Source organism: Mesorhizobium sp. P3_A10 (genome assembly GCF_056403175.1).
In genome coordinates this window covers 552,566-571,236 of sequence record NZ_JBFUFZ010000004.1, presented here as the reverse complement: position 1 = coordinate 571,236, position 18,671 = coordinate 552,566, and the positions used below count along the sequence as shown (strand labels likewise).

Sequence of the window (18,671 nt, the reverse complement as noted above, 5' to 3'; positions counted from 1 at the left end):
TGGTCGAGAGTCGGTCCGCAACGTCCTCTACATGGCTGCGCTCAGCGCCGGAGTGCATAACCCCATCTTCGCCGCCTTTCGCCAGCGCCTACGGGCCAAAGGCAAGGAAGCAAAGGTCGCCATTGTGGCCGTCATGCGCAAGCTTATCACCACCCTCAACGCCATGATGCGTACCAACAAATCCTGGAACCCCGCATCGATATGAAAGCACGGTTGCTCACCTGCCTGCCGGCATCCTCTCCCCGTATACGGGGAGAAATGCCCGGCAGGGCAATGAGGGGCAGCGCCGACTTCGACGATTGGCCGTCTCCCGCGCGCCTGGCAATCTTAACGCGGTGCGCGCTTGGCCAGTATGCGCTGCAGCGTGCGGCGATGCATGTTGAGCCGGCGCGCTGTCTCCGAGACGTTGCGGTCGCACATTTCGTAGACGCGCTGGATGTGCTCCCAGCGCACGCGGTCGGCCGACATCGGATTTTCAGGCGGCGCGGCGCGTTCGCCGGCGGTGCGGGTCAGCGCTGCAAAAATGTCGTCGGCATCGGCCGGCTTCGACAGATAGTCGATGGCGCCGAGCTTCACCGCCGTCACCGCGGTGGCGATGTTGCCATATCCGGTGAGGATGATGGCACGGGCGTCGTCGCGCTTCTCGCGAATGGCGGCGACGACATCGAGGCCGTTGCCGTCGCCGAGCCGCATGTCGACCACCGCATAGGCCGGCGGATTGGCGCGCGCCTTGGCCACCGCCTCCTCGACGCTCTCGGCCGTCTCGACCACGAAACCCCTGGTTTCCATGGCGCGGGCAAGGCGCGTGAGAAATGGCTTGTCGTCGTCGACGATCAGCAGCGAGGTGTCCTCGCCCTCAACCATTGCACCAATTGTCTCGTCGCCTGTCATCGTCTTTGAAAATCCTGCTGCCTTAATTTTACGCAGATATCGTTCCGGAGCGCCATTGTCCAATTTAGGCTGTGTCAAACATGCTGGCCGAGGCCGATTCCGGATTGAGGAAGACGCTGCGCGGCCACGCTATATGCACGACGGCGCCCTCGCCCAGCCCGCTCGAATTGCGGAAATCGAGCGTCGCGCCCGAGCGTTCGAGCAAGGTCTTGGCGATGAAAAGCCCGAGGCCGAGGCCGCCGCCGGCTTCGTTGCCCTGGCGCGTCGACATATAGGGCTCGCCGATGCGGTCGATGATTTCGGGCGGAAAGCCCGGCCCGTCGTCGATGATCGAGAAGGTGACGGCAGCCTCGTCCCAATCCCAGCGCACGGTGACGGTCTTGCGGGCGAAATCGACAGCGTTTTCGACCAGATTGCCGAGGCCGTAAATGACGCCGGGATTGCGCCGCCCGACCGGTTCCGGGCCGATGCGCTCGCCCGGCCGCAGTTTGATCGAGATGCCGAAATCGCGGTGCGGGGCGGTCACCTCCTCGACCAGCGAGGTCAGCGGCAGCCGGGAGAGATGCGCCTCGCCCTCGGATGACAGGCTGGTCAGGCGCTTGAGGATTTCGCGGCAGCGCTCGCTCTGCGAGCGCAGCAGCGTCACGTCCTCGCGGTATTTCGGGTCATTGCCGAGCGCCTTTTCCATCTCCTTGGCGACCAGCGTGATGGTGGCGAGCGGTGTGCCCAGCTCATGTGCTGCGGCGGCCGCGAGACCATCCAGTGCCGACAGATGCTGCTCGCGCTGCAACACCAGCTCGGTGGCAGCGAGCGCGTTGGCCAGCAAGCGTGCTTCCTCGGCGACGCGGAAGGCGTAGATCGCAGTGAAGGCGATCGAGGAGAACACCGCCATCCAGATGCCGGCGACATAAACGAACGGCATCGCCAGCGGCGCGTCGTCGTGCCAGGGCAGCGGCGAATGGAAGAAAACCAGCAAGCTCGCCGCCGCGATCACCAGCGCGCCGAGGACGGCGGTAAGGCGCAGCGGCAGCGATGCCGCCGAGATGACGACGGGCACGGTCAGCAGCACCGAAAACGGATTGGTCAGGCCGCCGGTCATGTAGAGCAGGCCGGCAAGCTGCAGGCTGTCGAAGGTCAAGATGCCGAACGCCGAGAGCGGGGTCAGCCGATGCGCCGCCGGGTAGCGGAAGGTGAGCAACAGGTTCATCCAGGCCGAACAAGCAATCAGCGCAAAGCAGATGCTGACCGGCAGCGGGAATTTCAAGCCGTAGGCGACCACAAGTACCGCCAGGCTCTGACCGACGATGGCCAGCCAGCGCAGCCGGATCAGCGTGTTGAGGCGCAGCCGCTGGCTTTGCTGGAAGTCGGGTGTGCGCAGGATCTTGATCATCGGCTTACGATTATAGGCGAGAGGCTTGCAGCGCTAGGTCCCCCGCGGTTTGGCGCGGGCGGTGGCGGCGGCAAGCAGCGGATTTTCCGGCCAGACATGCCTGGGGTAGCGGCCGCGCATGTCGGCCCGCACATCGGCCCAGGAGCCGCGCCAGAAGCCGGGCAGGTCGCGCGTGGTCTGGATCGGCCGGTGCGCCGGCGACAGCAGTTCGAGCGTCATCGGCACGGTGCCGTTGGCGATCGCGGGATGCCGGTCGAGGCCGAACAGCTCCTGGACGCGGACCGCCAGTACCGGCCATTCACCGTCATAGCGGATCGGCACGTGGCTGCCCGACGGGGCATCGAAATGGGTCGGCGCCAGCACCTCGATCTTGCGCTGCAAGTCGTGCGGCACCAATGCCATAAGGCCTAGGGAAAGCGCACCCGAATTGATCGCCGAGAACGACGCCGCGCCCGAGAGAAACGGCAGCAGCCAGTCGTCGAGACGTTCGAGAAGTGCAGCATCTGAAACATCGGGCCAGGGCGCGCCGAGGCCGCGATGCAGCCAGCCGAGCCGCTGGCGCAGCGTCTCCGCCTCCTTGCCCCACTCCAGCAGCGACAGCCCATGTTGGCGCAAGGCGTCGAGGATGGCGCGATCGGCATCGGCGCCGTTAGGCGCCGGCAGCATGCGTTCGGACAGCGTGATGGCGCCGAGACGAACGGTTTCGCGCACACGCACCGCGCGCCTGTCGCGGTCGAAACTCGCTTCGCGGCGGGCCTCGATTTTTTCCGCGAGCGCGGCGCGAATGTCGGCTTCGTCAACCGTCACCGCGGCGGTGATGCGGGCGTTCTGGGCCTTGCCCTGCAGGTCGGCGACGACGAGCCAGGTCTCGCCGGCCAGCGGATCGGCGGCGTCGAGCATGGCGCCAGAGCCATTGGCCAGCACGAATCGGCCACGCTCGCCGCGCGCCTTGGCGACGCGATCCGGCCAGGCATGGATCAGGAGGGAGCCGGCGGACGCCGGCTCATTGTCTTTGCCGCCACCAGCCTGTTTGGCCAGCCGTTCGGCAAGCTGGCGCGCAGCGGCGGCGCGTGGCGATCTCTCGGAGCAAAACCGCATCAGCCGGCGTTCGAGGTCGGCGCCGTCGCCGCCCAGTCCGCGCTCGGTGAGCAGCATGGCGAGCATGGCGGCCTCGAAGGCATGGCCGGCCTTTGCCGCTTCAGCGACCATATGCGCCAGCCGCACCGGCAGCGCCAGTCGGCGCATCGCGGCGCCTTGCTCGGTCAGGCGCCCTGCCCGGTCGACGGCGTCGAGCGCACGAAGCAGGGCGACTGCCTCATTGAGTGCCGGGACCGGCGGTGGATCGAGGAAGGACAGGCTGGCCGGATCGGCAACGCCAAAAGCGGCGCAATCAAGCACCAGCCCGGAGAGGTCGGCCTCGAGGATTTCCGGCGGCGTGAAGGCGGGAAGAGCCGCCGTCTGCTCGGCTCGCCAGAGCCGCACGGCGACGCCCGGCTGCGTGCGCCCGGCCCGGCCGGCGCGCTGGTCGGCGGAAGCTCTGCTGACACGCACCGTCTCCAGCCGCGTCAGGCCGCTGGCCGGCTCGTAGCGCGGCAGCCGCGACAGGCCGGAATCGATGACGACACGCACACCATCGATGGTGATCGAGGTCTCGGCGATCGACGTCGCCAGAACCACCTTGCGGCGGCCGGGCGGCGCCGGCTTGATCGCGGCGTCCTGCGCCTTGCCGTCGAGCATGCCGTAGAGCGGCACGATGTCGGTGTCGGCACCGATGCGGCCGAGCAAGCGCTCGGCGGTGCGCTCGATCTCGCGCTGGCCGGGCAGGAAGGCCAGCACGCTGCCGCTCTCGTCGGCCAGCGCCGCACGGATCGCCTTGGCCATGGCGTCCTCGATGGTGGTGCCAGCAGGCCGTTCGTCGTAGCGAATGTCGACGGGAAAGGCGCGGCCTTCGCTCTCGATCACCGGCGCACCGGAAAGCAGTTTGCCGACACGCGCACCGTCGAGCGTCGCCGACATCACCAGCAATCGCAGATCGGGCCGCAGCGCGCCTTGCACGTCGAGCGCCAACGCGAGGCCAAAATCGCCGTCGAGCGAGCGTTCGTGGAATTCGTCGAAGAACACTGCCGCAACACCCGGCAGCTCCGGATCGTCGAGGATCATGCGCGCCAGCACGCCTTCAGTGACGACGAGGATTTTCGTTCGCGCCGAAGTGCGGTTTTCCATGCGCATGGCATAGCCGACAGTGTCGCCCGGCTCCTCGCCGAGCAGTTCGGCCATGCGGCGGGCGGCAGCGCGAGCGGCGAGCCGGCGCGGCTCGAGCAGGATGATCTTGCCGGTGCCAAGCCAGGGCGCGTCGAGCAGCGCCAGCGGCACCAGCGTCGTCTTGCCAGCACCCGGCGGTGCCACCAGCACAGCGCTGTTGCCACGACCGAGCGCATGGCTCAGCGCCGGCAGGACGGCGGAAACCGGAAGCTCCGGCAGAGGTTTTCTGGTCATCGTCCCACGGACGTGTTCATCCAATCGCGGCACATAAGCAGCGTCCGCATATCAGCGGCGATGGCTGCCGCGCAACCGATCTAGCTGGCTGGATCAAAGCCGGGTCCGCGAAAACGGGTTCCAGCGCACCGTGCCCAGCCTCGCCTCCTCGCGCACCATGGTCAGCAGGCCGGAACCGCCGACGATTGCGAGGCCGACCAGCGACAGGACATCGGGATATTCCTGGAAGAACAGTGCGCCGAGGATCACCGCCCAGACGATCTGCGAATAATGCGTCGGCGCAATCCGGTTGGCGGGCGCGTATTTCGCCGCCAACAATTGCAGCAACAGACCACCGGCGGCAAAGCCGCCGGCAAGCACCAGCCAGGCCAGTTGCCTCGCGTCCGGCAGCGAAAAAGACGTCGCCGCAGCCCCAATGCCGTTGAACAACAGCCCATAGCCGACCAGCACGCCGAGCATGGTCGTGCGCTTTTCCTCGGCGGCCAGCGAACGCATCAGGATGATGCTGGCTGCGGCGAGGAAGGCGATACAGAAGGCAGCGAGATGGCCGAGATGCAGTTCGCGAAAGCCCGGGCGAACGACCAGCATGACCCCGACAAAGCCGGCAAACACAGCGAACCATCGCCACGGGCCAACCTGCTCCTTGAGGACCAGCGTGGCCAGGATGGTGACGAACAGTGGCGCCAGAAAGACCAGCGCATAGACTTCGGCCAGCGGGATGGTGGTGAAGGCATAGACGCTGAGCACGCCCGACGCGATGCCCGCCCAGGCACGAGCCTGCACCGCCCAGGGCCGCCTGGTGCGCCAGAAATCGCGCCAGCGTTCGCCGTCTGGCCGGGTGAAGAGAAGGAAGAAGCCGGCAAACAGCGTCGAGAAGAGCCCGATCTCGAACACTGTGAGCTGCCCGCCCAGGCTTTTGACAACGGCATCGCAGCACGAATAGCTTGCATAGGCGATGAGGGCGAGCAGGATTCCGTTCGTCACGTTTTTCCATTTCCAGGGAGAGTGAAGTGAAGGTACTGGCGCTCGGTGCGCATCCTGACGACATCGAGATTTTCATGTTCGGTACGATGGCCGCCTATGCCACGCAAGGCGCAGAACTGATTTTCGCCATAGCCACGGATGGCGCCAAGGGCGGCAAAGGTGATCCCGGCTCTCTGGCCCGTGCGCGCCGTGAGGAGGCGACTGCGGCCGCCGCCTTGCTTGGCGTGACGCCGCTCTTTCTCGACTTTCCGGATGGCGAACTGATTGCGGATTCGGCATTGATCGGCGCTCTCAAGACGCTGATTGGCGCGGTGCAGCCAAACCTGGCGATCACGCATGCGCCGAACGACTATCACGGCGACCATCGCGCGTTATCGGATGGCGTGCGCATCGCGACGTCATTCGCGGTGCCGGTGCTGCATGCCGACACACTCGGCGGCACCGGTTTTTCGCCGACACATTATGTCGATGTCTCCGCGCATTTCGATCTCAAGGCAAAGGCGATCCGGGCGCACCAGTCACAGGATCCCGAGCGCTTTGTCGACGCGGCGTGCACGCAGAACGCTTTTCGCGCCGCCCAGTGCAATGGCGCGACCGGCTCTTTTGCGGAGGCTTTTCGCTTCGAGCCGGTGTTCCCCTTCGCCGATATCCGCGCCTTGTTGCCGCCGGCGCCGCCGATCCGGACGGTGATGGTCAGCACCAAAACGATCACGTGATCGGTTCGCAAGCGAGTCGACACATCTGACTGCGCTGCCGTCCTCACCGAGCCTCGCCTTGTAAATCAAAGGCTTTTTCCGGCCAGCAACCGGCCTCGCCGTAACATGCTGCGGTGCAGCGACGAATTCGCTTGCGTTGTTTAGTAAAAATTGCATCACTAAACAAATTACTAAACATCTGCCGCGCCGCTGCGCCGCCATGTTTAGGCCCCGGAGGAGAGGGGTTGAAGGCTCTTGAAACCGTCATCCGGACGCGTTTCGCAAATGGGAGGAAGGCATGAAATCGACTTTGAAACTGGCGTTGGGACTGGCCTCGGCGATGTCTGCCTCGGCGGGCTTTTCGAACGCCGCGCATGCAGAAGATCTGACGCTTTGCTGGGCCGCCTGGGATCCGGCAAACGCACTTGTGGAACTGTCCAAGGACTTTACCAAGGAAACCGGCATCGGCATGAAGTTCGAGTTCGTGCCATGGACCAACTATGCCGACCGCTTCCTCAACGAACTGAATTCGCACGGCAAATTGTGCGACCTGATCATCGGCGACAGCCAGTGGATCGGCGGCTCGGCCGAGAACGGCCACTACGTCAAGCTGAACGACTTCTTCGACAAGGAGAAGATCAGCATGGACGACTTCGTGCCGGCCACCGTCGTCGGCTATTCGGAATGGCCGAAGAACACGCCGAACTACTGGGCGCTGCCGGCCATGGGCGACGTCGTCGGCTGGACCTATCGCAAGGACTGGTTCTCCAAGCCGGAACTGCAGAAGGAATTCAAGGAAAAGTATGGCTGGGATCTCGGCCCTCCCACCACCTTCGACCAGTTGAAGCAGATCGCCGAATTCTTCCAGAAGCGCGAGATCGACGGCAAGACCGTCTATGGCGCCTCGATCTATACCGAGCGCGGCTCCGAAGGCATCACCATGGGCGCCATGGACGTGCTCTACAGCTTCGGCTTCAAATACGAGAACCCCGACAAGCCCTACGAGATGGAAGGCTTCGTCAACTCCGACAAATCGGTCAAGGGGCTGGAGTTCTACAAGGCGCTCTATGATTGCTGCACCCCTCCGGGTGCCTCAAACAGCTACATGGGCGAAGGCGTCGATGCCTTCAAATCCGGCCAGGTGGCGATGCACATGAACTTCGCCTTCACGTGGCCGGGCCTGCAGAAAGACGAGAATGTCGGCGGCGACAAGATCGGCTATTTCGTCAATCCCAAGGGTCCCGATGGCGACCAGTTCGCCCAGCTCGGTGGTCAGGGCATCTCGGTGGTGTCCTATTCCGACAAGCAGGAATCGGCGCTGAAATACATCAAGTGGTTCGCCAACAAGGACGTACAGGCCAAGTGGTGGTCGCTCGGTGGCTATTCCTGCCTCAACGCGGTGGTCAAGGATCCCGGCTTCCCGGCCAGCCAGCCCTACGCGCAGACCTTCCTCGACTCGATGGCCATCGTGAAGGACTTCTGGGCCGAGCCGAGCTACGCGCCGCTGCTGCAGGCGTCGCAGAAGCGCTTCCACGACTATGTCGTCGCCGGCCAGGGTTCGGCCAGGGATGCGCTTGACGGCCTGGTCAAGGACTGGACGCAGGTCTTCCAGGACGACGGCAAGATGTAAGGCTCCTCCCGAGCCCGACCGGAGCGTCCCGTGCCACCCTTGGCACGGGACGCAGTTCAGATAAATTCCATTGTCGAGACTTGACGTGACCGAAGCAGGACTCACCATGCTCAATCGGACTGCGGACAGCGTTGCCCGGGCGACCCCGGAGCCGTTGGCGCGCAAGGTCCGCGGCATCAGCGACAAGGGCCTCGCCTGGCTGTTCATCTCGCCGACGATGCTTTTGCTTCTCGCCATCAACATCTTCCCGCTGTTCTGGGCGATCTATCTGTCCTTCACCAACTACCGCGCCAATCGGCCCAACGAGGTGGTGAAAAACCTTGGCTTTGCCAACTACCAGCGCATCCTTGGCGACAAGGACATCTGGATCGCCATGCAGACGACGGCGCATTTCGTGTTCTGGACCATCCTGTTGCAGACGGTGATTGGCTTCACGCTGGCCTGGCTGATCGACCGCAAGTTCCGCGGCCACGCCTTCTGGACGACCATCATCCTGGTGCCGATGATGCTGTCACCGGCGGTGGTCGGCAATTTCTGGCGCTTCCTCTACGAGCCGCAGATCGGCCTGTTCGCCTATGCCGTGTCGTTTGTATCAGGCATTCCGCCGACAGAGATCAGCATGCTCTCCAACGTCTCGCTGGCGCCTTGGTCGATCGTCATCGTCGACACCTGGATGTGGACGCCCTACGTGATGCTGATCTGCCTCGCCGGCTTACGCTCGATCCCCGAATACATCTATGAGGCGGCCGAGGTCGACCGCGCCTCCAACTGGCGGCAGTTCTGGTCGATCACGCTGCCGATGGCGCTGCCCTTCATCATGCTGGCGGTGCTGTTTCGCGGCATCGAGAATTTCAAAATGTTCGACATGGTCAACCTGCTCACCGGCGGCGGACCAGGCTCGACCACCGAGGTCGCCTCGATCACACTGAAGCGGCAGGCCTTCGAAAGCTGGCGCACCGGCTATTCCTCGGCCTTCGCCATCATCCTGTTCGTCGCGGTGTTCGGCCTTGCCAACATCTACGTCAAGGCGCTCAACAAGGTGAAGCAGAGATGAGCCTGACATCAGCCCATTCGGTCGTCGCGCCGTCGGCAAATTCGAAGCGGATCGCCGGCGCCATCATCGTCGCCTACGCGCTGATCTCGATCGTGCCGTTGCTGTGGATCTTTGCCACCAGCTTCAAGACGCCACCGGATTCGATCGCCTATCCGCCAAAAATCCTGTTTCAGCCGAGCCTGGAAGGCTACTGCAACCTGTTCACGACGCGGACGCGGCAAACGCCGGAATACATCAATTCGCTCGGACCGGCGACCGGCTTCTGCGACGAGACCACGCGCAAGCGCAACATGGTCATCGCCGGCCCCTCCAACTTCCTGCCGCGCTTTCTCAATTCGCTGATCATCGCCTTCGGCTCGACCTTCTGCGCGGTGTTTCTCGGCACGTTGTCGGCCTATGGCTTCTCACGCTTCAAGGTGCCGCTGGCCGATGACCTTCTGTTCTTCATCCTGTCGACGCGCTTCATGCCGCCGATCGCGGTCGCGATCCCTATCTACCTGATGTACCGCGAGCTCGGCCTGTCGGACACCGCGCTCGGCATGATCCTGCTCTACACCGCGGTCAACGTCTCACTCGCAGTGTGGCTGCTGAAGGGCTTCATCGACGAGATCCCGCGCGAATATGAGGAAGCGGCGATGATCGACGGCTACACGCGGCTGCAGGCATTCTGGCGCACGGTTTTGCCGCAGGCGACCACCGGCATTGCCGCAACCGCCATCTTCTGCCTGATCTTTGCCTGGAACGAATATGCCTTCGCCGCACTGCTGACCTCGGGCACGGCGCAGACCGCGCCGCCCTTCATCCCGACCATCATCGGCGAAGGCGGTCAGGACTGGCCGGCGGTGGCCGCCGGCACGACGATCTTCCTGGTGCCTATCCTGGTCTTCACCATCCTGCTGCGCAAACAATTGCTGCGCGGCATCACCTTCGGCGCGGTGCGCAAATGACAATGATCAAGCCTCAGAAACGCAAGTCGCGCTGGCCGGTCTGGGCCAGGCGCGGCCTCATGGAAAACATTGCGACGGCGCTGATCGCCATCGGCTTCCTGATGCTGTTCCAGCCCTTCGCGCTGTCGCTATACACCTATTCCTTCATCACCATGCTGGCCGGCACCGTCATGTTCATCATCGTATCGAAGTTCCCGGAGTAGACGATGGCTGAGATCAGGGTTCAGCATCTGAGAAAGGCCTTCGGCGATTTCGTCGCCGTGCAGGACTCCAACTTCGTCGTCGAGGATGGCGAGTTCTTTGTCATGCTGGGGCCGTCAGGCTGCGGCAAGACGACCACGCTCAGGATGATCGCCGGGCTCGAACTGCCGACCGGCGGCGAGATCCTGCTGGGTGGCGACGACGTCACCATGCGCCGCGCCCGCGAGCGCGACATCGCCTTCGTGTTCCAGCTGTTTGCGCTCTATCCGCATATGAATGTGCGCAAGAACATCGGCTTCCCGCTGCTGGCGCAAGGCATGCCGTCGGCCGAGATCCGCCAACGCGTCGAGGAGACGGCAAAACTGTTGCGCATCGACCATCTGCTTAACAAATCCGTCTCAGGTCTCGCCGGTGGCGATCGCCAGCGTGTGGCGCTCGGCCGCGCCATCGTGCGGCGGCCAAAATGTTTTCTCATGGACGAGCCGCTGGGGACGCTCGATACCGAATTCCGCGATTTGATGGTGCATGAGCTGCGCGAGCTGCACAACCGCATCCACGCCACCACGGTCTATGTCACGCACGACCAGATGGAAGCGATGTCGATGGCCGACAAGATCGCGGTGATGAACCACGGCGTTATCGAGCAGTTCGGCACGCCGCGTGAGATCTACGACCGGCCGGCAACCATGTTCGTCGCCGACTTCATCGGCTCGCCGCCGATGAATTTTTTGGGGTTCGGCGGCGGGCTCGCCAAAGGCGCCAGGGAGATCGTGGTGCAAGGCGCCAAGGTGGCGGTGCCGCAGGTGCGCGAGGATATCGCCCCGACCGACATGGCGCTGGGCATAAGGCCCGAACACATCCGCTTCGACGACGCTTCGAAACTGCGTGGTGCCATTTACGGCACCGAATATCTCGGCACCACGCAGATCGTCGCGGTGGAGACGGCGGACGGCATCATCAAGGCACGGGTGCCAGCCGAAATCCGGCTCGCCGCGGGCGATCACGTCGGCCTGACGCTAAGCAGCGCGCGGCTGTCGCTGTTCGAGAAGGGATCCGGCCGCGCGGTGCGCACCGCGATCCATGACACTGTCTCCAAGGGGAGAGCACAGCATGGCTGACGTGCACATCAGAAGCGTGAGCAAGAACTTCGGCGAGCAGGTCGCCGTGGACAATCTCGATCTGCACATCGCCGATGGTGAATTCGTCGTGCTGCTCGGGCCGACTGGGGCCGGCAAGACGACGACGCTGCGGCTGATCGCCGGGCTGGAGCGGCCGGACAGCGGCACCATCCATATCGGCGGCCACAATGCCACGATCCTGTCGCCGGCCGAGCGCGACACCGCTTTCGTGTTCCAGCAATATTCGCTCTATCCGCACCTATCGGTCTTCGACAACCTCGCCTTTCCGCTGCGCTCGCCGGCGCGAAAAATGCCGGAGGAGCAGATCCGCCGCCGCGTCGAGGATGTCGCCAAGATGGTGCGCATCCACCACAAGCTGAACAACCGCTCGACCAAGCTCTCGGGCGGCGAGATGCAGCGCGTCGCCATCGGCCGCGCGCTGGTGCGCAAGCCGTCGATCTATCTGATGGACGAGCCACTGTCGTCGCTCGACGCCAAGCTGCGCGCCGATCTCAGGCTCGAACTGAAGCGGATCCAGACCGAGCTTGGCGCCACCATGCTCTATGTCACGCACGACCAGATCGAGGCGATGACTATGGCCGACCGGATCGGCATCCTCAATGAGGGCGTGCTGGTGCAGATCGGCACGCCGCGAAATATCTATTCGGAGCCGGCAAACCTTCATGTCGCGGCACGGCTCGGCCAGCCGGCGATCAACCTGCTGCCGACCGGACTGCTGCCCGATGGTGGCACGCCGGCGGGAACCAAGATGATCGGCGCCCGCACCGAACATCTGTCGATCGAGAAGGCGGCGAATGGCCATTCTGATGGCGTCGTCGACTGGGTCGAACATCTGGGCGACCAGAACCACCTGCATGTGACGGTGGGGAGCAAGAAGCTGGTGACGCTGACCGATCCCGATACGGATCTGGCGCAAGGCGACAAGGTGATGATCCGCTACCGATCGCCGCTGTATTTCGGTGCGGATGGGCAAAGGCTGATGTGAATGGCTAGCGGGCATTGCCCTTGGGGGTAATGCCGATTTCTGACTGACGATTGCGGGACTGGACGAATTCGATGAAGCATTTTTTCAATCGCAAGGAAACGATCGTCACCGAGGCGCTGGGTGGCTTTCTCGGCACGATCGGCGCCGGTGACCTTGCCCGCCTGGATGGCTATCCCGAGATAAAGGTCGTGCTGCGCGCTGACTGGGACAAGTCGAAAGTCAGCATCGTTTCCGGCGGCGGCGCCGGACACGAGCCATCGCATGCCGGCTTCGTTGGCAAGGGCATGCTGACGGCCGCGGTTTCCGGAGAGATCTTTGCCTCGCCGAGCGTTGCAGCGGTGTTGGCGGCCATTCGCGCGGTCACCGGCCCTGCCGGTTGCCTGCTGATCGTCAAGAACTATACGGGAGATCGCCTCAACTTCGGACTGGCGGCCGAGAAAGCGCGCGCCGAAGGCCTTCTGGTCGAGATGGTGATCGTCGCCGACGACATCGCCCTGCCCGACATTACGCAGCCGCGCGGCGTCGCCGGTACCTTGTTCGTGCACAAGATCGCCGGTTATCTCTCGGAAACCGGCCAAGACCTGGCGGCCATAGCCGCGGCGGCACGCGCTGCGGCGACAGACATCGTTTCCCTCGGCCTCTCGCTGTCGTCCTGCTCGATCCCCGGCCAGCCGCATGAAGAAAGATTTGGCGACAATGACGGCGAGCTCGGCCTCGGCATTCATGGCGAGCCGGGTGTGGAGCGGATCGCCGTGCAAAGCGCCGACAGGCTGGTGGCCATCATGCTGGAGCGCCTTGCCGCGCGCCTCGATCCGGCCAGCGACTACGCCTTGCTGATCAACAATCTCGGTTCTGTGCCGCCGCTGGAAATGTCGCTGCTCGCCAACGCGGTGCTGGTGTCGCCGCTGGCCAGGACCGTGACGCTGACGATCGGACCCGGGCCGCTGATGACGGCGCTCAACATGAACGGCTTCTCTTTGTCGCTGATCCGGCTGGATGCGGCGCGCGAGGCAGCCTTGCGCGCGCCTGTCGGTCCGCATGCCTGGATGCCGGCAAAGCCTGTTCTTCCGCTGATCGTGGTGCCGGCGGCGAAGCCGGTCTCTCAAGGCGGGGCAAAAAAAGCCAGCGCGGATGCTCGCACCAGGCGCCTCGTCGCCACGATCTGCGAAAGGCTGATCGCGCTCGAAGAGACGTTGAACGCGTTGGACGCCAAAGCGGGCGACGGCGACACCGGCTCGACAATGGCGACCGGCGCGCGCAGCGTTCTCGACCGGCTCGACACGCTGCCGCTTGCCGACCCTGCCGCCACGCTTGCCGCGCTGGGCGACATATTGAGCGCGTCCATGGGCGGCTCCAGCGGGGTGCTGTTGTCGATCTTCTTCACGGCGGCGGCGCAGGCGCTCAATGACGGCTCGACGCTGCCTAGGGCGCTGCTTGTGGGGCTTGAGCGGATGACCTTCTACGGTGGCGCAAAGCTTGGTGACCGCACCATGATCGATGCCCTGGAGCCAGCCCTGAACGCGCTCGACGCCGGTGACCTGGAAGGCGCTGCCGCGGCGGCTCGCCAGGGCGCCGAGGCGACCGCCGCCATGCGCAAGGCAAAGGCCGGGCGGTCCGCCTATATCGGCAGCCAGCTTTACGGTGTTGTTGACCCCGGCGCTTGTGCCGTGGCCGAAGTCTTCGCGGCGGTGGCCGCGTTGCACGAAGCGGCCTGACGGGGGGACTATGCTTGGATCGTCGGAAAGGGCACCTTCCCACGCTGCCGAAAGAGCAGGAACCAAGAGCACAGGTGACATGACATTGGACCTTTCCAGGCTGGTTGTGGCCGCGGCGGACACGATCGCGGCGCATGCCGACGAACTGACCGCGCTCGACCAGGCGATCGGCGACGGCGACCATGGGCTGAACATGAAGCGCGGCTTCGAGGCACTGCGGGCCGAGGCCGACGCGTTCGCGGCAAAGCCATTGCCGGAAGCGCTGAAGGCGATCGGCACCAAGCTGGTGATGACCGTCGGCGGGGCTTCCGGACCCTTGTTCGGCACGCTGTTCATAGCGCTCGGCAAGGAGATTTCGGCGGAACCGGACCGCGCCAATTTGACGGCTGCCTTCGGCAAGGCAATCGAAGCGGTGGCAGCCAGGGGCAAATCGCAGGTCGGGCAGAAGACCATGCTCGACGTGCTGCAGCCGGTGCATGACGCCCTGCTGCAGGGAAAGACGGCGGCGGAGATCGTCGATGTCGCCGACGGAGCCGCCGAGGCCACCGTGCCGATGAAGGCATTGCGCGGGCGCGCCTCGTTCCTCGGCGACCGCTCGATCGGTCATATGGACGCCGGCGGGCGCTCGACAGCGCTGCTGGTGCGGGCTGTCGCGGAAAGCATCGAGGGGCAAGCATGAGCAATGTCGGCATCGTCATCGTATCGCATTCACCGCTGGTCGCCGAAGGCACGGCGGACATGGTGCGCCAGATGGTCGGCGACGAAGTGCCGCTTGCATGGTGCGGCGGAAACGGCCATGGCGGGCTGGGAACCAGTGTCGAGGCGATCATGGGCGCCATCGACAAGGCCTGGTCGGAAGCGGGTGTGGCCATCCTCGTCGATCTCGGCGGCGCCGAGACCAACTCGGAGATGGCGGTCGAGATGATCGGTGAGCCGCGCGCGCAAAAGATCATCGTCTGCAACGCGCCGATCGTCGAAGGGGCAGTGATGGCGGCGACGGAGGCGTCCGGAGGCGCCTCACTCAAGGAAGTGGTGGCGACGGCGCACGAATTGTCGCCGTCGTGAAGTAACAGGAATTTTTCACAGCATGTCCGCATCTGCCGAAGCCACCGTTCTGATCACCCACGAGGTGGGTCTGCACGCGCGCCCTTCGGTGAAGTTCACCAAGCTCGCCAAGACGTTTGCGGCCGAGGTCGAAGTGGCGCTCGCCGCCAATGGACCGTGGTTCGACGCCAAGAGCATCGTCAAGGTGATGGCGGCCAAGGCGCCCAAGGGCACAATGCTGCATATCAGGGCCAAGGGCGACGGCGCCGGAGAAGCGGTCGGTGCGTTGGTCGAGCTGGTGCGGCGCGATTTCGACGAGGGCGCGGACCATGCCCGAACCGCTTAGGCTGCAGGGCATTTCGGCCTCGGCCGGCTATGCCGAAGGGCCTTTGTTCGATCTCGACCGAGCCACCGCGCCCTACGCCGGCAAAGCGACCTCGGCAGAAGAAAAGGCCGCGCTCGAGACAGCGATCGACGCTGCGACTGGCCGGCTTGCCGCGCTGATCGAAGCCAGCGAAGGCGATGCCGCCGACATTCTCGAATTCCAGCTCGCCATGCTGGAGGACGACGCGCTGACCGGCCCGGCCTTTGCCGCGATCCCGTCCGGTATGCCAGCGGATATGGCGTGGCGGCAGGCGCTCGACGCCGAGATTGCCGGCTATGAAACGTCAGACCAGGACTATTTCCGAGCCCGCGCGGCCGACATGCGCGACATCAGGGACCAGGTGCTGCGCGCACTGACCGAGGACGGCGACATTGCCGTGCCGGCCGGCGCCATCTTCTACGGCGACGACATCGCACCAACGCGCTTTCTCGAAACCGACTGGAGTTCCGGCGGCGGCATCGCGCTGAAGGCCGGCAGCACGGCCAGCCATGTCGCCATGCTGGCGCGCTCGCGCGGCGTGCCGATGGTGGTGGGGCTCGGTGCTTCACCGGCTCATCTTGCCGGGATAGCGTTGCTCGATGCCGAGCATGGCGGCATCATGCTTTCGCCGTCCAAGGCCGAGATCGAAGCGTTCCGCCGATCGTCGTCGTCCTTCGCCGCGCGCCGCGACAAAGCGGAAACCTATCTGGCGAAGCCGGCGGTGACGAAAGCCGGGACGGCGATACGGGTACAGCTCAACATCGCCGATCCGTCCGATGTCGACGGCATCGACATTTCGACCTGCGACGGCGTCGGGCTGATGCGCACCGAATTCCTGTTCGGCAAGACGCTGCCCGACGAGGACAGGCAATATCGCGCCTATCGCAAGGTGCTGGAATGGGCCGGCGACAAGCCGGCGACCATCCGCACCGTGGACGCCGGCGGCGACAAGCCTGTGCCCGGTTTCACGGTGGAGGAGACCAATCCGTTCCTCGGCCTGCGCGGCATCAGGCTGTCGCTGGCGCGACCCGAGATCTTTCGGGTGCAGATCCGAGCCTTGCTGCGCGCCGCCGTCCACGGCAATCTGAAGGTGATGTTCCCGATGATCACCATTGCTGACGAATATGCCCGTGCCGCCGCCCTGTTTGCGGAAGAGCAGGCCGGGCTCGCCGCGCGCGGTATCGCGCAAAAGATGCCGCCGCTCGGCATCATGGTGGAAGTGCCGTCGGTGGCGATCGCGCCGGAGGCGTTCGCCGATGTCGCCTTCTTCTCGATCGGTTCCAACGACCTCACCCAATATGTGATGGCGGCTGCCCGCGACAATGCCGCGGTCGCGCATCTGAATTCGGTCCGGCATCCGGCTGTGCTGCGGCTGATCGCTTCGGTCGCCGCGTTCGGCCAAGCGCACGGAATTGCGGTCAGCCTGTGCGGCGATGCCGGCGGTGATCCGGTCTCGATCCCGGCGCTGCTCGACGCCGGCCTGCGCGACCTCTCCGTTGTGCCCGCCCAGCTCGCCATGGCCAAGGCGGCCATCGCGGACGCCGCGATCTAGGCGCCGGCATGGCCGAGACAATTCCCGAACCCGGTTCCGAAGCGGCGATCCGCGCCTACAAGACGATCCTGTCGCAGGTCATCGACCAACGCCCGTCCGGCATGCGCCAGCGCCTTGCCGACGCGCTGGGAAAACACCGCAGCTTCGTCACGCAAATTTCCAGCCCGACCTATTCGGTGCCGATACCGTCAAAACATTTGCCGGCTATTTTTTCGGTCTGCCATTTCAGCCCGGCCGAGCGTGATCATTTCCTCGCCGCCTACCATCAGGCGCATCCGGGAAAGATGTCGGTGGCATCAGGCTTGCGCAAGACGCGGCATGTCTCGCTGATCGTTCCCGACTTCGGCGACGACAAGCAGAATGCCGCGCTCGACAGGGCGGTCAATGATTTCATCCAGAAGATCACCAGCATCACCGGCAAAGGTGGCGGCTGATCGTCTCGTGCGCGTTTGTGTCGGGAGGACACCATGAAGAAATTCCTGAATTCGGTGGACACGGTGCTGACCGAAAGCCTCGATGGCTTCGTCGCCGCCCATGCCGATATTCTCGTGCTCGGCGACGAGCACAAATTCGTCCGCCGCAGGGACTTGAAGCCGGGCAAGGTGGCGCTGATCTCGGGCGGCGGCTCGGGTCACGAGCCGCTGCATGGCGGCCTGGTCGGGCACGGCATGCTGGACGCCGCCTGCCCCGGCCAGGTGTTTACCTCGCCGACGCCGGACCAGATGCTGGCGGCGGCGGAGGCCGTCAACACCGGCGCCGGCTGCCTGTTCATCGTCAAGAACTACGAAGGCGACGTGATGAATTTCGAGATGGCCGCCGAAATGTCGGAAGGCATCCTGCAGATCGTCACCAATGACGATGTCGCGGTGGAGAATTCGTCCTACACCACCGGCCGGCGCGGCGTCGCCGGCACGCTGGTGGTCGAGAAGATCGTCGGCGCCGCGGCCGAGCAAGGCCTGGCGCTGGAGCCTTTGAAGACGCTGGGCGAGCGCGTAAACGCGGCTACACGCTCGATGGGCGTGGCGCTGACCAGTTGCACGGTGCCGGCGGCCGGCAAACCGACTTTCGCCATTGGCGACGGTGAGATGGAATTCGGCGTCGGCATCCATGGCGAACCGGGCCGCCGGCGCGACACATTGAAGAGCGCCGATGCCATTGCCGAGGAGATTTGCGCCGCGATCGTCGGTGATCTCGGCAACGCCGCGAAAGGCCCGGCGCTGCTGTTCGTCAACGGCTTCGGCGGCACACCGCTGATGGAACTTTACCTGATGTACAACAGCGCCCGCAAAATCTTCGAGACGCACGGTGTTCAGGTCACCCGCTCACTGGTCGGGTCGTATGTGACGTCGCTCGACATGGCCGGCTGCTCGATCACGCTGACCGTGCTCGACGCGCAAACGACCGCACTATGGGATGCGCCGGTGCACACGGCAGCGCTGCGCTGGGGCATGTAACCGGAATGCCTGCGCCGAGACGCCCGTTCGGACCTATCAGCCCGCGGGGCCTGACGGAGCGCCACCCGCTGTAACGCCGGACAATTTTCCGGCTTTGCGCAGGACGGGCGCCTCATATTTCTTCTTGCTC

Annotated in this window: 18 protein-coding genes and 1 pseudogene; 15 read left to right on the top strand and 4 right to left on the bottom strand. The window is 64.5% G+C overall.

Annotated elements, in window-relative coordinates:
• Nucleotides 1–205, top strand: a pseudogene (locus AC1DXU_RS19495) (IS110 family transposase); the annotation flags it as partial.
• A 122-nt stretch (nt 206–327) separates the two neighbouring features.
• On the opposite strand, the gene AC1DXU_RS19490 reads toward AC1DXU_RS19495, so the two are convergent.
• From AC1DXU_RS19490 to AC1DXU_RS19475, 4 genes are all read right to left on the bottom strand, one after another.
• On the bottom strand, nt 328–891 hold the full coding sequence (locus tag AC1DXU_RS19490) for an ActR/PrrA/RegA family redox response regulator transcription factor (RefSeq protein ID WP_477371576.1): 564 nt from the start codon (nt 889–891) through the stop codon (nt 328–330).
• A 64-nt stretch (nt 892–955) separates the two neighbouring features.
• Nucleotides 956–2,281 (bottom strand): ActS/PrrB/RegB family redox-sensitive histidine kinase, encoded by a 1,326-nt coding sequence (locus AC1DXU_RS19485; protein ID WP_477371574.1) that lies wholly within the window; start codon nt 2,279–2,281, stop codon nt 956–958.
• A 33-nt stretch (nt 2,282–2,314) separates the two neighbouring features.
• Nucleotides 2,315–4,777 (bottom strand): ATP-dependent helicase HrpB, encoded by a 2,463-nt coding sequence (gene hrpB / locus AC1DXU_RS19480; RefSeq protein ID WP_477371573.1) that lies wholly within the window; start codon nt 4,775–4,777, stop codon nt 2,315–2,317.
• 93 nt (nt 4,778–4,870) lie between these two features.
• Nucleotides 4,871–5,761 (bottom strand): DMT family transporter, encoded by an 891-nt coding sequence (locus tag AC1DXU_RS19475; protein ID WP_477371571.1) that lies wholly within the window; start codon nt 5,759–5,761, stop codon nt 4,871–4,873.
• Nucleotides 5,762–5,787: 26 nt separating this feature from the next.
• Between AC1DXU_RS19475 and AC1DXU_RS19470 the strand changes: the two genes are divergently transcribed.
• The 14 genes from AC1DXU_RS19470 to dhaK all read left to right on the top strand — a co-directional run bounded on the left by AC1DXU_RS19470 (nt 5,788) and on the right by dhaK (nt 18,541).
• Nucleotides 5,788–6,477, top strand: a complete 690-nt coding sequence (locus AC1DXU_RS19470; protein ID WP_477371569.1) for a PIG-L deacetylase family protein — start codon at nt 5,788–5,790, stop codon at nt 6,475–6,477.
• A 277-nt stretch (nt 6,478–6,754) separates the two neighbouring features.
• Nucleotides 6,755–8,086: an ABC transporter substrate-binding protein gene (locus tag AC1DXU_RS19465; protein WP_477371568.1), complete on the top strand. Its 1,332-nt coding sequence runs from the start codon at nt 6,755–6,757 to the stop codon at nt 8,084–8,086.
• Nucleotides 8,087–8,192: 106 nt separating this feature from the next.
• Nucleotides 8,193–9,140, top strand: coding sequence for a carbohydrate ABC transporter permease (locus tag AC1DXU_RS19460; RefSeq protein ID WP_477241872.1), 948 nt, complete (start codon nt 8,193–8,195; stop codon nt 9,138–9,140).
• Nucleotides 9,137–10,087, top strand: a complete 951-nt coding sequence (locus tag AC1DXU_RS19455; protein WP_477241238.1) for a carbohydrate ABC transporter permease — start codon at nt 9,137–9,139, stop codon at nt 10,085–10,087. Before AC1DXU_RS19460 ends, AC1DXU_RS19455 begins: the two co-directional genes overlap by 4 nt.
• Nucleotides 10,084–10,290, top strand: coding sequence for a hypothetical protein (locus tag AC1DXU_RS19450; RefSeq protein WP_477311372.1), 207 nt, complete (start codon nt 10,084–10,086; stop codon nt 10,288–10,290). Before AC1DXU_RS19455 ends, AC1DXU_RS19450 begins: the two co-directional genes overlap by 4 nt.
• Before the next feature lie 3 nt (nt 10,291–10,293).
• Nucleotides 10,294–11,406 (top strand): ABC transporter ATP-binding protein, encoded by a 1,113-nt coding sequence (locus AC1DXU_RS19445; RefSeq protein WP_477371566.1) that lies wholly within the window; start codon nt 10,294–10,296, stop codon nt 11,404–11,406.
• Nucleotides 11,399–12,412 (top strand): ABC transporter ATP-binding protein, encoded by a 1,014-nt coding sequence (locus AC1DXU_RS19440; RefSeq protein WP_477371564.1) that lies wholly within the window; start codon nt 11,399–11,401, stop codon nt 12,410–12,412. The genes AC1DXU_RS19445 and AC1DXU_RS19440 overlap by 8 nt, the downstream gene beginning before the upstream one ends.
• A gap of 71 nt (nt 12,413–12,483) precedes the next feature.
• Complete coding sequence (locus AC1DXU_RS19435) at nt 12,484–14,127, top strand: dihydroxyacetone kinase subunit DhaK (protein ID WP_477371562.1); 1,644 nt, start codon at nt 12,484–12,486, stop codon at nt 14,125–14,127.
• A 79-nt stretch (nt 14,128–14,206) separates the two neighbouring features.
• Nucleotides 14,207–14,806 carry a dihydroxyacetone kinase subunit DhaL gene (gene dhaL / locus AC1DXU_RS19430; protein ID WP_477371560.1) on the top strand — a complete coding sequence of 200 codons (600 nt, stop codon included), beginning with the start codon at nt 14,207–14,209 and terminating at the stop codon, nt 14,804–14,806.
• Nucleotides 14,803–15,192 carry a dihydroxyacetone kinase phosphoryl donor subunit DhaM gene (dhaM, locus tag AC1DXU_RS19425; RefSeq protein WP_023738108.1) on the top strand — a complete coding sequence of 130 codons (390 nt, stop codon included), beginning with the start codon at nt 14,803–14,805 and terminating at the stop codon, nt 15,190–15,192. Before dhaL ends, dhaM begins: the two co-directional genes overlap by 4 nt.
• A 22-nt stretch (nt 15,193–15,214) precedes the next feature.
• On the top strand, nt 15,215–15,517 hold the full coding sequence (locus tag AC1DXU_RS19420) for an HPr family phosphocarrier protein (RefSeq protein WP_477311362.1): 303 nt from the start codon (nt 15,215–15,217) through the stop codon (nt 15,515–15,517).
• Complete coding sequence (gene ptsP / locus AC1DXU_RS19415; RefSeq protein ID WP_477371558.1) at nt 15,501–17,087, top strand: phosphoenolpyruvate--protein phosphotransferase; 1,587 nt, start codon at nt 15,501–15,503, stop codon at nt 17,085–17,087. The genes AC1DXU_RS19420 and ptsP overlap by 17 nt, the downstream gene beginning before the upstream one ends.
• 8 nt (nt 17,088–17,095) lie before the next feature.
• Nucleotides 17,096–17,521, top strand: coding sequence for a hypothetical protein (locus AC1DXU_RS19410; RefSeq protein WP_477371556.1), 426 nt, complete (start codon nt 17,096–17,098; stop codon nt 17,519–17,521).
• A gap of 33 nt (nt 17,522–17,554) precedes the next feature.
• Entirely contained in the window at nt 17,555–18,541 is a 987-nt protein-coding gene (gene dhaK / locus AC1DXU_RS19405; RefSeq protein WP_477371555.1) for a dihydroxyacetone kinase subunit DhaK, read from the top strand.
• The last annotated feature ends 130 nt before the right edge of the window (nt 18,542–18,671 follow it).

Bases quoted from the DNA above. Each gene is read 5' to 3' on its own strand.
- AC1DXU_RS19490 (WP_477371576.1), bottom strand. From the start codon at position 891: ATGACAGGCGACGAGACAATTGGTGCAATGGTTGAGGGCGAGGACACC.
- AC1DXU_RS19485 (WP_477371574.1), bottom strand. From the start codon at position 2,281: ATGATCAAGATCCTGCGCACACCCGACTTCCAGCAAAGCCAGCGGCTG.
- hrpB (WP_477371573.1), bottom strand. From the start codon at position 4,777: ATGACCAGAAAACCTCTGCCGGAGCTTCCGGTTTCCGCCGTCCTGCCG.
- AC1DXU_RS19465 (WP_477371568.1), top strand. From the start codon at position 6,755: ATGAAATCGACTTTGAAACTGGCGTTGGGACTGGCCTCGGCGATGTCT.
- AC1DXU_RS19460 (WP_477241872.1), top strand. From the start codon at position 8,193: ATGCTCAATCGGACTGCGGACAGCGTTGCCCGGGCGACCCCGGAGCCG.
- AC1DXU_RS19455 (WP_477241238.1), top strand. From the start codon at position 9,137: ATGAGCCTGACATCAGCCCATTCGGTCGTCGCGCCGTCGGCAAATTCG.
- AC1DXU_RS19450 (WP_477311372.1), top strand. From the start codon at position 10,084: ATGACAATGATCAAGCCTCAGAAACGCAAGTCGCGCTGGCCGGTCTGG.
- AC1DXU_RS19445 (WP_477371566.1), top strand. From the start codon at position 10,294: ATGGCTGAGATCAGGGTTCAGCATCTGAGAAAGGCCTTCGGCGATTTC.
- AC1DXU_RS19440 (WP_477371564.1), top strand. From the start codon at position 11,399: ATGGCTGACGTGCACATCAGAAGCGTGAGCAAGAACTTCGGCGAGCAG.
- AC1DXU_RS19435 (WP_477371562.1), top strand. From the start codon at position 12,484: ATGAAGCATTTTTTCAATCGCAAGGAAACGATCGTCACCGAGGCGCTG.
- dhaL (WP_477371560.1), top strand. From the start codon at position 14,207: ATGACATTGGACCTTTCCAGGCTGGTTGTGGCCGCGGCGGACACGATC.
- dhaM (WP_023738108.1), top strand. From the start codon at position 14,803: ATGAGCAATGTCGGCATCGTCATCGTATCGCATTCACCGCTGGTCGCC.
- AC1DXU_RS19420 (WP_477311362.1), top strand. From the start codon at position 15,215: ATGTCCGCATCTGCCGAAGCCACCGTTCTGATCACCCACGAGGTGGGT.
- ptsP (WP_477371558.1), top strand. From the start codon at position 15,501: ATGCCCGAACCGCTTAGGCTGCAGGGCATTTCGGCCTCGGCCGGCTAT.
- AC1DXU_RS19410 (WP_477371556.1), top strand. From the start codon at position 17,096: ATGGCCGAGACAATTCCCGAACCCGGTTCCGAAGCGGCGATCCGCGCC.
- dhaK (WP_477371555.1), top strand. From the start codon at position 17,555: ATGAAGAAATTCCTGAATTCGGTGGACACGGTGCTGACCGAAAGCCTC.